Annotated in this window: 1 protein-coding gene (cut by a window edge); it reads right to left on the bottom strand. The window is 74.0% G+C overall.

The genetic code is table 11. The features are described from left to right. Positions 1 to 14,809 carry the 5' portion of a type I polyketide synthase gene (locus ACERZO_RS23115; RefSeq protein WP_444843226.1) on the bottom strand. Its footprint begins 9,515 nt before the window's first position, so 14,809 of the gene's 24,324 nt are visible here — the first part of the coding sequence; it begins with the start codon at positions 14,807 to 14,809; its stop codon lies off the left edge, out of view.

Below are 14,809 nucleotides of genomic sequence, written 5' to 3'. Positions count from 1 at the left end.
CCGCGTGCAGGGTCTTCGGCAGCACGCCGTGCCGGATGGCCTGGACCATCTTGATCACGCCGCCGACGCCCGAGGCCGCCTGCGCGTGCCCGACGTTGGACTTGAACGACCCCAGGTACACCGGCCGGTCGCGGTCCTGGCCGTAGGTGGCGATGATGGCCTGCGCCTCGATCGGGTCGCCGAGCTTGGTCCCCGTGCCGTGCGCTTCGACGACGTCCACTTCGGACGGTGCGAGCCGCGCGTTGGCGAGCGCCCGCCGGATCACCCGTTGCTGCGACGGTCCGTTCGGGGCGGTGAGGCCGTTCGACGCGCCGTCGGAGTTGATCGCGGAGCCCTTGATCACCGCGAGGACGCGGTGGCCGTTGCGCTCGGCGTCGGAAAGCCGCTCCAGCATCAGCATTCCGGCGCCTTCGGCCCAGCTGGCGCCGTCGGCGTCGGCCGAGAACGGCTTGCTGCGGCCGTCCGCGGCCAGGGCGCGCTGGCGGCTGAACTCGACCAGGGAGACCGGGGTCGACATGACCGTGACGCCGCCGGCGAGGGCCAGCGTGCAGTCGCCGTCGCGCAGCGACTGGCACGCCCAGTGGATCGCGACCAGCGAGGACGAGCACGCCGTGTCGATCGAGACCGCGGGTCCTTCCAGGCCGAAGGTGTAGGCGACGCGACCGGACAGCACGCTCGGCGAGTTGCCGGTGCCGAGGAAGCCTTCGAAGCTGTCGGTCGCGGCGCCGAGCAGGCCGCCGTAGTCCTGGTAGGTGATACCGGCGAAGACGCCGGTGCGGCTGCCGCGCAGGGTGGCCGGGTCGATCCCGGCGCGTTCCATCGACTCCCAGGACACTTCGAGCAGCAGGCGGTGCTGCGGGTCCATCGCGACCGCTTCGCGCGGGCTGATCCCGAAGAAGCCGGGGTCGAACGCGCCGGCGTCGTGCAGGAAGCCGCCCTCGCGGGCGTAGCAAGTGCCCGGTGCATCGGGATCGGTGTCGTAGAGCGCCTCGAGGTCCCAGCCGCGGTCGGTGGGGAACGGCGAGATCGCGTCGCCGCCCTCGGCGACCAGTCGCCAGAGGTCGTCGGGGTCGGCGATGCCGCCGGGGTAGCGGCAGGCCATGCCGACGATGGCGATCGGCTCGTCGACGCGGGTGACGGCCTCGATGTGCTGTTCTTCCGCGCCGAACAGCTCGGCGTGCAGCGCCTTCGCCAGCGCGGTCGGAGTCGGGTGGTCGAAGACCGACGTCGCGGGTAGACGCAGGCCGGTGGCCGTGTTCAGCGCGGTACGCAGCTGGACGGCGGTCAGCGAGTCGACGCCGAGTTCCTTGAACGCGCGGTCCGCGCCGACCGCCTCGGGACCGGCGTGGCCGAGCACGAGCGCGGCCTCGGTCCGGACGATGTCGAGCAGTACCCGGTGCCGGTCGGTCTCGGGCAGCCGGACGAGCTTCTGGTGCAGCGCGTTGCCCGCGTCGGCCACCTGGGCGACCACCCGGCGGGTCTTGACCTTCGCCGGGGCGTTTTCGACGACGCGGAGCGCGCCCCTCGTGCCCAGCAGGGCGAATGTCTCACCGGGACGGTACGCGAGCGCGCTGTGCGCGACGGCTTCGAGCACCGCGGTCTGGGCCGCGACCAGGCCCTCGCCGCCCGCGGCGGTCAGGACCACGAGGTCGACGTCCAGTTCGGCGAGGTTGAAGGCGATGTCGGCACGGTCGCGCAGGTCGGCCACGCCGTCGGCGAGTCCGATGTGGACGGCCGCCGTGATGTCCGGGATGTCCCGGAGCGCCCGCGCCAGTTCGTGACGATCGGCGGGGTCGCAAACCACGGCGTCCGGCAGGTCCACGTCACCGAGCACGACGAGCCGCTCGACACCTCGGTCCTCGACCAGGTGCCGCGCGACGGCGGCGCCCAGTTCACCGGAGGCCCCGGTGAGCAGCACGGTCCCCTCGGGCTTCCAGGCGTCCGGCGTGACGACGGTGGTCCGTGGTTCGTAGACGGCTCCGTCGCGGATCGCGAGCCGGTCCGCGGCCGGCTCGACGGGCACGCCGTCGACGAGGGCGAAGCGGCCGGGGTGCTCCGCCAGCACCGGCTCGACGGCACCCCAGACGGCGGCTTCCACCACGTCCGGTACCTCGTCGGCGGTCACGGCTACCGCGCCGCGGGTGACGAACACCAGCCGCGACCCGGCGAACCGCGGGTCGGCCAGCCAGGCCGTGACCAGCGCCAATGCCCGCTGCGCCGAAGCCCAGACGGCCCAGGTGAGGTCGTCGGTGTCGTCGGGACGGCAGGACGCGAACACGACCTCGGGGACCTCACCGGCGGCGGCCAGCTCGGCGAACTCCTGGTAGGTAGGCAGCTCCCCCAGCCCAAGGTCACCGATCGCCGCGGCCGGTCGTGAGTGTGAAACCGGGTTGGAACCCTGTTTCTCACTCACGACCCACTCGACGCGGTGGTGCGTGGCGGCCGGCGTCGGCTTGGTCGCCGGCCGCAGGGCCACCGACTCGGCCACGGCCACCAGCCCGCCGGTCGAGTCGGCCACCGTCAGCTGGACCGCGCTTCCCGTCCGGCGCAGGCGGACCCGCAGCTCGGTCGCGCCGGTCGCGTGCAGGCTGATGCCCGACCACGAGAACGGCAGCTCGTCCGAGAAGCCGGCGAACGCCAGCGCGTGCAGCGCCGCGTCCAGCAGCGCCGGGTGCACACCCCACTCTTCGGTGGCGGTTCCGGCGGGCAAGGCGACCTCGGCGAACACGTCGTCGCCGTCGCGGTACGCGGCTCGCAGCCCCTGGAACGTGGGCCCGTAAGCGAACCCGGCCTCGGCCCGTCGCGAGTAGAAGTCCTCGACCGGCAACGCACCCGCAGGCGGCCACTGGGTCAATGCGTCCGAAGTAGACAGTCCACTGGTGAGCGTTCCCGAGGCGTGCCGGACCCAGCCGTCGCCACGGGTGTAGATGCCGAACACCCGTCGTGGTCCGTCCGCGGCTTCGACGCGGACCTGGACCGGTACCCCACCGTGCTCCGGCAGGACCAGCGGGGCCTCCAGGACCAGCTCCTCGACCTGGTCGCAGCCCACCTCGTCGGCCGCACGCAGGGCCAGCTCCACGAACCCGGCACCCGGGAACAGGATCTCGCCGTGCACCCGGTGCTCGCCCAGCCACGGCACGGTATCGACCGACAGCAACCCGGTGAGCACGACGCCGTCCGCACCGGCCAGCTCCACGGCCGCCCCCAGCAAGCCGTGCGACGCCCCGGACTGGCCGAGCGACGCCGGGTCGCCGTCGACGTCCGGCACCTCCAGCCAGTACCGCTCGCGCTGGAACGGGTACGTCGGCAGCTCGACGCGCTGGCCGTCGCCGACGACCCGGGTCCAGTCCACGCTGCCGCCGTCGACCTGCAGTTCGGCCAGCGCCGAGAGCAGCGTGCGGGCCTCGGGCCGGTCGGCCCGCAACGCCGGCACGGCGACCCGCGCGGCGTCCGAGGTCTCCGCGACCATCGCGGAGAGGACCCCCGCCGGGCCCAGCTCCAGGAACCGCGTCACGCCACGGCCGGCCAGCGCGCGGACGCCGTCGGCGAACCGGACCGTGGCGCGGACCTGCCGCACCCAGTAGTCCGGGTCGGTCAGCCCGTCGGCCACCGCGCCGGTGACGTTCGACAGCACCGGGATCGCCGGCTCGTGGTAGGTCAGCCCGGCCGCCACCGCACGGAAGTCCGCGAGCATGCCGTCCATCCGGGCCGAGTGGAACGCGTGGCTCACCCGCAGGCGCCGGGTCTTCTCGAACTTCGCGGCGACCGCCAGGACGGCGTCTTCGTCGCCGGAAAGCACGACCGAGGACGGCCCGTTGACCGCGGCCAGCGACACGCGGTCGGTCAGCAGCGGCGTGACCTCGTCCTCGGTGGCCGCGACGGCCACCATCGCGCCACCCTCGGGTAGCGCCTGCATCAACCGCGCACGAGCGGCGACGAGCGTGCACGCGTCCTCGAGGGAGAACACGCCGGCGACGTGCGCTGCCGCGAGTTCACCGATCGAGTGGCCGCCCACGAAGTCCGGCCGGACGCCCCAGTTTTCGAGGAGCCGGAACAGCGCGACCTCGATCGCGAACAGCGCGGGCTGGGTGTAAGCCGTCTCGTCGAGCCGCTCCCCCGAGGCGATCGCCGTCCGCAGCGAACCGTCGAACTGCGCGCACACCGCGTCGAAGGCTTCGGCGAACACCGGGAACTCGCGGTACAGCTCGCCGCCCATGCCGGCCCGCTGCGCGCCCTGACCGGTGAACAGGAATGCCGTCCGGCCCTTCGCGGCCGACCCGCGCACCACCCCGGCGGACTTGGTGCCCTCCGCCAGCGCCACGAGCCCGGCGCGAAGTCCGGCCGCGTCTTCCGCCAGCACGACGGCGCGGTGCTCGAACGCCGACCGGGTCGCCGCCAGCGACCAGGCCAGGTCCCCGACGTCACCGGCGGGCCGGCCGAGCAACTGGGCGGCCTGCGCCCGCAACGCCGACTCCGACCGGCCGGACAGCGCCACCGGCACGAGCCCGGTACGCCTTGGCCGCGGCAGCTCGGGTTCGGTCGCGGGCGCCTCTTCGAGGATGATGTGGGCGTTGGTGCCGCTGACGCCGAACGCGGAGACGCCGGCGCGGCGCGGATGTCCGTTGGCCTGCCACGGCATCGCCTCGGTGAGCAGGGAGACACGGCCCGCCGTCCAGTCCACTTCGGACGACGGCTGGCCGGCGTGCAGGGTCTTCGGGAGCAGCTCGCGTTGGAGGGCGAGCACCATCTTGATCACCCCGGCGACGCCGGCCGCGGCCTGCGTGTGCCCGAGGTTGGACTTCAGCGAGCCGAGCCACAGTGGACGGTCACGGTCGCGGCCGTAGGTGGCCAGCAAGGCGTGCGCCTCGATCGGGTCGCCGAGCCGGGTTCCGGTGCCGTGGCCCTCGACGGCGTCCACATCGGACGGCGCGAGACCGGCGTCGGCGAGCGCGGCCCGGATCACCCGCTGCTGCGACGGGCCGTTCGGAGCGGTCAGGCCGTTGGACGCGCCGTCGGAGTTCACGGCGGAGCCGCGCACCACGGCCAGTACCGGGTGCCCTAGCCGCTGGGCGTCGGAAAGCCGTTCCAGCACGAGCATCCCGGCACCTTCGGACCAGCCGGTGCCGTCGGCGGCGTCGGAGTACGCCTTGCAGCGGCCGTCGGGCGCGAGACCGCGTTGCCGGCTGAACTCGACGAACGCGGCGGGGTTGGCCATCACCGCGACCCCGCCGGCCAGCGCCAGGGAGCACTCGCCCGAACGCAGGGAGCGGGCGGCCAGGTGCAGGGCGACCAGCGAAGACGAGCACGCGGTGTCCAGCGTGACGGCCGGGCCCTCGACGCCGAGGTGGTAGGCGATCCGTCCGGAAAGGACACTGCCCGCGTTGCCGGTGAGCAGGTGCCCACCAAGCCCTTCGGGGGCTTCGCGCAGGCCGGCGGCGTAGCCGGAGACGCCCGCGCCGACGAACACGCCGGAGCTGGTCCCGGCGAGGGACCGTGGGTCGATGCCCGCCCGTTCCAACGCCTCCCAGGAGCTTTCGAGCAGCAGCCGCTGCTGCGGATCGGTGGCCAAGGCCTCGCGCGGGCTCATCTCGAAGAAGGCGGCGTCGAACTCGCCGGCGCCGGCGAGGAAGCCGCCGTCACGGGAGTAGCTCTTGCCTTCGGCGTCGGGGTCGGGGTCGTAGAGGCCCTCGACGTCCCAGCCGCGGTCGGTGGGCCAGGCCGAGATGGCGTCGCCGCCGTCGGCCAGCAGCCGCCACAGCTGCTCCGGCGACTCGATGCCGCCGGGCAGGCGGCAGCTCATGCCGACGATCGCGATCGGCTCGTCGACCTCCTGGACGCGTTGCGCCGGGACTTCCTGGTCGCCGCCGAACAGCTCGGCGCCGAGGAAGTCCGCGAGGACGGTGGCCGACGGGTGGTCGAAGACGAGCGTCGACGGCAGTTTCAGGCCGGTGACCGTGCTCAGGCGGTTGCGCAGCTCGACGGCGGTCAGGGAGTCGAAGCCGAGGTCGCGGAAGGGCCGGTCCACGGCGACGGACGCCGGGTCGGCGTGCCCGAGAGCGGCCGCGGCTTCGCGCTGGACGAGGTCCAGCAGCTCGTCGGCGGACAGGTCGCGGCGCCCGGTCTCCTCGACCGGGACGTCGAGCGCGGCGCGGACCTCGGGCAGGTCGCCGAGCAGGGCGCTGGCGCGGACCGCGGTGAAGCCGGGGGCGAACCGCGCCCAGTCGACGTCGGCGACGGTCACGGCGGTGTCGCCGGCGTCGAGAGCTTGCCGCAGCGCGGTGATCGCCAAGTCCGTTGCGAGGGGCCGGAGGCCGCGGCGGCGCAGGTGGTCTTCCGCGCCTTCGTCGGCGAGCATGCCGCTGCCGGCCCACGGGCCCCAGGCCACGGACGTGGCGGCGAGGCCGGCCGCGCGGCGCCGGTGGGCGAGGCCGTCGAGGTAGGCGTTCGCGGCGGCGTAGGCGCTTTGGCCGCCGCTGCCCCAGACGCCCGCGATGGAGGAGAACAGGACGAAGGCGTCGAGGTCGCGGTCGCCGAGAACGGCGTCGAGGTTCGCGGCGCCGGCGAGCTTGGCGGCGGTGAACTGGGCGAATTCGGCGGGGTCGAGATCGGCGAGGGGCGTGGACTGGGCGACGCCGGCGGCGTGGACGACGGCCCGCAGCCCGTCGAGGCCGGCGATGAGGGCGGCGAGGGCTTCGCGATCGGTGACGTCGCAGGCTGCGACAGTCACGGTGACGCCCAGGGCGGTCAGTTCGTCACGGAGTTCGGGGGCGCCGGCGGCGTCGAGGCCGCGGCGGGAGGTCAGGACGAGGTGATCGGCGCCGGCGCGGGCCAGCCAGCGAGCGACTTCGGCGCCGAGCGCGCCGGTCCCGCCGGTGATCAGCACGGTGCCGTTGGGGCGCCACGCGGGTGCTCGGTCCAGGTGTGCGGCACCCTGATCATCGATGTCTCCGGGCGGCCGCGACTCGGCGGCGACGGCGCCCTGATCACCGACATCGCCGCGGCCCCGCGACTCGGCGGCCTGCTCCAGGCGTGCGGTGCCGCCCTCGGGCCGCCGCGGCTTGGCGACCCTCGCCGGTGCCCGGTCCAGGCGCGCGGCGAACACAGCAGAGTCGCGAACCGCAACCTGGTCCTCGGTGCCGCCGAGCAGTCCTGCGAGCCGGGAAACCGTGCGGTCGTCGAGGGCGGCCGGCAGATCAACCAGGCCGCCCCAGCGGTCGGCGTGCTCGAGCGCTGCCGTGCGGCCGAAGCCCCACAGCGCCGCCTGGGTCGCGCTGCGGACCGGTTCGCCGCCGGCCGAGACCGCGCCCGAGGTTGCGCACCACAGCGGCGCCGTGCCATCCAGTGCCTGGACCAGCTCCAGGGTCGCGGCGAGCCCCACCGAGATCGCGGGCGCGTCCGGCGCCGGACGATCGTCGAAGGCGAGCAGGGACAGCACACCCGCGAAGTCGCCGTCGGGCAGTTCAGCCAAGCGCGCGGGAACGCAGTCGAGGCCCGTCGTCAGCGCATCGACGAACTCCGGCTCGACGCCGTGCTCCGGGAGGACCAGCAGCCAGGTGCCCGGCACGATTCCGGCCGGCCCGGAAAGCGGGCGCCAGTTCACGGCGTACCGCCACTTGTCCACAGTGGACATTTCACGGTGCCGCCGGGCGAGCAGAGGCAAGGCCTTTTCCAAGGTGGCCAGTTCCGCGGGGTCCAGAGTGGACGACAGCGCGGGCAGGTCGACCGCCGTCCAGAACCCGGCGTCCGGTGCGGTCTCAGTGATGCGCGGCCAGTAACGCTCGCGCTGGAACGGATAAGCAGGCAGCACGACGAACCGAGCCGGTGGTACCACTGCGGTCCAGTCCGGCCCGCGGCCGACGACGTGGAGGTGGGCCAGCGCGGTGAGCAGCGTCCGCTCCTCGGGCCGGTCCTTGCGCAGCGTCGCCGTCGCCGGCAAGGTCTCCTGCGCCAGGGCGGCGAGCACGCCGTCCGGACCCAGCTCGACACATCCGGTCACGCCGAGCCCGGCCAGCGCGTCGACGGCGTCGGCGAACCGCACCGGCTCGCGGACCTGACGTACCCAGTACACCGGCGTCAGGATCTCGTCGCCGGCCAGGCGACCGGACACAGTGGACACCAGCGGGATCTTCGGCGGGTGGAAGGTGAGACCGTCGGCGACCGTCGCGAACGCGTCCAGCATCGGGTCCATCAGCGCCGAGTGGAACGCGTGCGACACCGACAGCCGCCGGACCTTGCGCCCCAGCTCGGCGAAGTGCCGCTCGATCGACTCGACGGCTTCGACCTCGCCCGACACGACTATCGCGCGTGGACCGTTGATGGCCGCGAAGCTCGCCCCGTCGCTCAGGACCGCGGCGACCTCGTCCTCGGTGGCCTGCACGGCCAGCATCGCGCCTCCGCCCTTGCCCCCGCCGCCACCCTCAATGGAGTCGCTTCGCGACGCTGTGTTGTTCCCGGGCAGCTCTTGCATCAGGCTCGCTCGGGCCGCCACCAATCGGCAAGCGTCCTCGAGGGACAGCACTCCGGCGACGTGCGCGGCCGCCAGCTCGCCGATCGAATGCCCGGCGACGTAGTCCGGCCGGACACCCCACGACTCCAGCAGCCGGAACAACGCCACCTCGACCGCGAACAACGCGGGTTGGGTGTATCCGGTCTCGTCCAAGAGCGAAACGTCACCGAAGACGACCTCCCGCAGCGGACGGTCGAGCGCGGAGTCCACCAGCGCGCAGACCGCGTCGAAGGCATCGGCGAACACCGGGAAGCGCGCATACAGCTCCGCCCCCATGCCGGCTCGCTGCGAGCCCTGGCCCGAGAACAGGAACGCCGACTTGCCGGCGGCCTGAACCCCCTGGATCAGGTTGGCTGCCGTCCCGCCCGCCGCGAGGGTTTCCAGACCAGCAGCCAGTTCGGCGAAGTCGGCGCCGACCACGACGGCCCGGTGCTCGAACGCGGCGCGCCCGGCCAGACCGGCAGCCACGTCCGCGATGTCGGTGTTCGACAGCCGCGACAGGTCACGGGCGGCATCCCGCAGTGCGGCTTCGGACCGGCCGGACAGAACCCACGGCACGAGACCCGCCGCCGCGGCCGGGGACTCGACCGCGGGGACCCCTTCCAGGATGACGTGGGCGTTCGTGCCGCTGACGCCGAACGACGACACGCCCGCGCGCCGCGGACCGGCGTCCTCCGGCCAGTCCTGCGCCTCCGTCAGCAGCGCCACCGCGCCGCTGTCCCAGTCGATGTGCCGCGACGGCCGGTCGACGTGCAGGGTCTTCGGCAGCAGGCCGTGCCCCAGCGCGAGGACCATCTTGATGATCCCCGCGACACCCGCCGCCGCCTGCGTGTGGCCGATGTTGGACTTCAGCGAGCCCAGCCAGAGCGGCCGCGTGCGGTCCTGGCCGTACGCGGCGATGAGCGCCTGCGCCTCGATCGGATCACCTAGGGTCGTCCCGGTTCCGTGCGCCTCGACCGCGTCCACATCGGACGGTTCCAGGCCCGCGTTCGCCAGCGCCGCCCGGATCACCCGCTGCTGCGACGGCCCGTTCGGCGCCGTGAGGCCATTCGACGCGCCGTCCTGGTTCACTGCCGAGCCGCGGACCAGCGCGAGCACCGGGTGGCCGTTGCGGCGCGCGTCGGACAGCCGCTCCACCAGCAGCAGGCCGACGCCCTCGCCCCAGCCCGTGCCGTCCGCGCCGTCGGCGAACGCCTTGCACCGGCCGTCGCCGGCCAGGCCGCCCTGCTTGCTGAACTCCAGGAACGCGCCCGGCGTCGTCATCACCGTGACGCCGCCGACGAGCGCCATCGAGGACTCGCCCGAACGCAGTGACTGCGCCGCCCAATGCAGCGCGACCAGCGACGACGAGCACGCCGTGTCGACGGTGACGGCGGGACCTTCCAGACCCAGGACGTAGGAGATCCGGCCGGAGACGACCGAGCCGGCGTTGCCCGTCCCGGCGTGCCCGTCCGAGCTGCCTTCGCCGGCCTCGCGCAGCAAAGCCGCGTAGTCCTGGCCGTTGGTTCCGATGTAGACACCCACCTGGGAACCCCGCAGCGACAACGGGTCGATGCCCGCGCGCTCGAACGTCTCCCACGACGTCTCCAGCAACAGCCGCTGCTGCGGGTCCATCGCCAGGGCTTCGCGCGGCGAGATCCCGAAGAAGCCGGGGTCGAAGTCGGCCACGCCGTCGAGGAAGCCGCCGTGACGCGTGTAGCTGGTGCCCTCGTGGCCGCGGTCCGGGTGGTACAGGTCGGCCAGAGGCCAGCCGCGGTCGTCGGGGAACGTCGTGACGGCGTCGCGGCCGCCGGCCAGGAGGTCCCACAGGTCCTCGGGCGACCGCACGCCACCCGGCAGACGGCAGGCCATCGACACGATGGCGAGCGGCTCGTCCTCGACGACGGCCGACCGCGTGACGACTGGAGCCGTGGCCGTTCCGGCCAGCTCTTCGCGCAGGTAGGTGGCGACGGCGGCCGGGGTCGGGTAGTCGAACACCAGCGTCGCGGGCAGCGGGCGCCCGGTCGCGGCGCCGAGGCCGTTGCGCAGCTCGACGGCGGTCAGCGAGTCGACGCCGAGGTCCTTGAACGCCCGGCCGGCCTCGACCGCCTCCGGCCCGGGATAGCCGAGCACGGCAGCGGCCTGGGCGCGGACGACATCCAGCAGGAGCACCTGCTGGTCCTCTGTGGACAGAGTCGCCAGCCGCGCGACCAGGGGCTGCTCGTCGGGGGTGCGCATCGCGTCCCGCGCCTCGGGCAGGTCGCCGAGCAGCGGGCTGGGGCGGGTGGTCGTGAAGCCGGGGACGAACTTCGCCCAGTCGACGTCGGCGACGATCGGGTTCGGCTCTCCGCCGGCGATCGCGCGGCGCAACGCGGCGACGGCCAGGCGCGGCGCCATCGGCGGCACGCCGCCCCGGCGCATCCGGTCGGCGACCAGGTCGTCGGCCGCCATGCCGCTGCCGCCCCACGGGCCCCAGGCCACGGCGGTGGCGGGGAGCCCGGCGGCGCGGCGCTGCTCGGCCAGCGCGTCGAGGCCGGCGTTCGCCGCGGCGTAGGCGGCCTGCCCCACCGCACCGAGGCTTCCCGCGAACGACGAGAACAGGACGAACGCGGACAGGGCGCGGTCGCGGGTCAGCTCGTCGAGGTGCCGGGCGGCGTCGAGCTTGGGCCGGAACACGGTCTCGAGCTGCTCGGCGGTGACGCCGTCGAGCACGGCGTCGTCGAGGACGCCGGCGGTGTGGATGACGCCGTCGAGATCGGGCAGCGAGTCGAGGAGCCCGGCGACGGCGTCGCGGTCACCGACGTCGCAGGCGGCGACGGTGACCCGGGTGCCGAGGGCGGTCAGCTCGTCCCGCAGCGCCGTCGCGCCCGGGGCGTCGAGGCCGCGGCGGCCCGCCAACACCAGGTGCTCGGCGCCGCTCTCGGCGAGCGTGCGCGCGACGACCGCGCCCAGCGCGCCGGTGCCGCCGGTGATCAGCACGGTTCCGGCCGGCGACCACGGCTCGGCCGCCGGGCCGGTGGTCCGCCGCAGCCGACGACCGAAGATGCCCGAAGCACGCAGCGCGACCTGGTCCTCGCCCGAGGTCAGGACGGCCGTCAGCCGGTCGAGGGCGCGGTCGTCCAGCTCGGCGGGCAGGTCGACCAGACCGCCCCAGAGCTGCGGATACTCCAGCGCGGCGACCCGGCCGAGACCCCACAGCGGGGCCTGCTCGGGGGCGCGCAGCGGGTCGGACTGCCCGGTGGAGACCGCACCCTGCGTGGCGACCCAGACGGGCGCGGTCGCGCCGCGGACCAGCTCGATGGTGCGCTGCAGGGCCGTGGCGGCCTCACCGTCCAGAGCCAGCAGCGAAAGGACACCGTCGGCGTGCTCGGGTAGCCGATCGGGCGTGACGGGTACGAACCCGCGGCTCACGAGGGCGTCGAGCACCGGTGATGCGAAGCCCTCCGGCACGACAGCCAGCCACGTCCCGGTGAGCGGAGCCGGCGCGGGCGACACCGGCGTCCAGCCGATCCCGTAGCGCCACGCGTCCACTGTGGACTTCTCTTGCCGTTGGGCGCGGTAGGCCGACAGCGCGGGCAGCAGTTCGCCGACCGCGTCCGCCGGCAGGTTCAGCACGTCGGCGAGGGTGCCGGTGTCCACTGCGGACCAGAACGCGTCGTCGCCGGCTCCGGTGGCGGGCGCCGGCTCCAGCCAGTAGCGCTGACGCTGGAAGCGGTACGTCGGCAGGTCGATCCGGCGGCCGCCGGGCAGGACGGCCGACCAGCCGGGTCCGTGGCCGGCGACGTGCAGCCGGGCCAGGCTGGTCAACGCGGCCGCCGGCTCCGGCCGGTCGCGGCGCAACAGCGCGGCGACCGCGGCACTCTCGGGCAGGCACTCCTGGGCGAGCGCGGCCAGCGCGCCGTCGGGACCCACCTCCAGGAACCCGGTCACGCCTGCCTCGTGCAGCCAGCCGATGCCGTCGGCGAACCGCACGGCCTCCCGGACGTGCGAGACCCAGTAATCGGGCGAAGTCAGCCGGTCGGCCAGGGTCCCGGTGACGTTCGAGACCACCGCGATCGCCGGCGGGTGGAAGGTGAGACCGTCGAGGACCTGGCGGAACCCGGCGAGCATGCCGTCCATGCGGGCGGAGTGGAACGCGTGCGAGACGTCGAGGCGCTTGGTCTTGCGGCCGAGCCCGGCGAAGTGCTCGGCCGCGGCCAGCACGACGTCCTCGTCGCCCGACAGGACCAGCGAACCCGGAGCGTTGACGGCGGCGATCGAAAGCCCGTCGACCAGGTCGATCTCGTCTTCGGTCGCCTGGACCGCGACCATGGCGCCACCGGCGGGCAGAGCTTGCATCAGCCGGCCGCGGGCGGCGACCAGCGTGCACGCGTCGGCCAGCGACAGGACCCCGGCGACGTGCGCGGCGACCAGTTCGCCGATCGAGTGGCCGAGCAGGTAGTCCGGGACGTACCCCCACGACTCGGCCAGCCGGTACAGCGCCACCTCGACCGCGAACAGCGCGGGCTGGGTGTACGCCGTCTCGTCGAGGTGCTCCCCCGACTCGATCACCGTCCGCAGCGGACGGTCGAGGTGCCGGTCGAACTCCGCGCACACCTCGTCGAAGGCGGCGGCGAAAACCGGGAACCGGGCGTGCAGCTCGCTACCCATGCCGGCTCGCTGGGAACCCTGGCCGGTGAAGAGGAAAGCCAGCTTCCCGGGCCGGACCGTACCGCGCACCAAGCCGGGGGCGACACCGTCCGCGGCGAGGGTGTCGAGGCCGCGCAGCAGCTCGTCACGGCCGTCGGCGAGGACGACCGCGCGGTCGTCCAGCGCTGCCCGGCCGGTGGCCAGCGACCACGAGAGGTCGCGCAAGTCCGCTTTGTCCACAACGGACTTGATGCTCGCGGCTTGCTCCCGCAGCGCGGCCTTACCGCGCGCCGAAACCAGGAACGGCAGAGGGCCCTCGGCGACCGGCGGCTCTTCGGTCTCGCCGGCCGCGGGCGCTTCCGACAGCAGGACGTGGGCGTTCGTACCGCTGACGCCGAACGCGGACACCCCGGCGCGGCGGGGTGCGTCGCGCTCCGGCCACGGCATCGGCTCGCCCAGCAGCTCGACGGCGCCGGCCGACCAGTCCACATGGGACGTCGGCTCGTCCAGGTGCAGGGTGCGCGGGAGGTGCCCGTGCCGCAGGGCGAGGACCATCTTGATGACGCCGGCCGCGCCGGACGCGGCTTGCGTGTGTCCGATGTTGGACTTCACCGCGCCGACGCGCAGCGGCCGGTCCGCCGGGCGGTGCTGCCCGTAGGTGGCCAGCAGCGCCTGGGCTTCGATCGGGTCGCCCAGCGTGGTGCCGGTGCCGTGCGCCTCGACGACGTCCACATCGGACGGTGACAGCCCGGCGGCGGCCAGTGCCGCGCGGATCACCCGCTGCTGCGACGGGCCGTTCGGCGCGGTGAGGCCGTTGGACGCGCCGTCGGAGTTGACGGCCGAACCCTCGACCACGGCGAGCACCGGGTGGTTGCGGCGCCGCGCGTCCGACAGGCGCTCGAGCAGCAGCAGGCCGACGCCCTCACCCCAGCCGGTGCCGTCGGCCGCTTCGGCGAACGGCTTGCAGCGGCCGTCGCCGGCGAGGCCGCCCTGGCGGGCGAACTCGAGGAAGACCGCCGGGGTCGACATGATCGTGGCGCCACCGGCCAGGGCAAGCGAGCACTCCCGCTTGCGCAGCGCCTGGCAGGCGAGGTGCAGGGCGACCAGCGCGGACGAGCAAGCTGTGTCGACGGTGACCGCGGGCCCCTCCAGGCCGTAGCTGTAGGCGAGCCGGCCGGACAGGACACTGCCCGCGTTGCCGGTGAGCAGATGGCCGGCGACCTCGCCGGTCTCGCTGCCCACGCCGTACCCGGACGGCGTCGAGCCGACGAAGACCCCGGCCGAAGTCCCGGCCAGCGAGGCGGGGTCGATGCCCGCGCGTTCGAAGACCTCCCAGGACACTTCGAGCAGCAGCCGCTGCTGCGGGTCGGTGGCGAGGGCCTCGCGCGGGCTGATTCCGAAGAACGCCGGATCGAAGGTCGTGGCGGTGTCGACGAACCCGCCCGTGCGCGCGTAGTCGCCGCCGGTGGTGTCCCAGCCGCGGTCGGCCGGGAACGGCGTCATCGCGTCGGCGCCGCTCTCGACGAGGTCCCAGAGCTCCTCCGGGGAGGTCACGCCGCCCGGGAACCGGCAGCCCATCGCCACGATCGCGATGGGCTCCCGCTCCCCCGCCTCGAGGTCCTGGAGGCGTTGCCGGGTCTCGGCGAGGTCGGTCGTGACCCACTTCAGGTAGTCCCGGAGCTTGTCTTCGTTCAC

The sequence above is a fragment of the Amycolatopsis kentuckyensis genome (assembly GCF_041679295.1).
Lineage (GTDB): Bacteria > Actinomycetota > Actinomycetes > Mycobacteriales > Pseudonocardiaceae > Amycolatopsis > Amycolatopsis kentuckyensis_A.
Note: the sequence above shows the minus strand (reverse complement) of the source record. Positions and strands in the feature narration are given on the sequence as shown.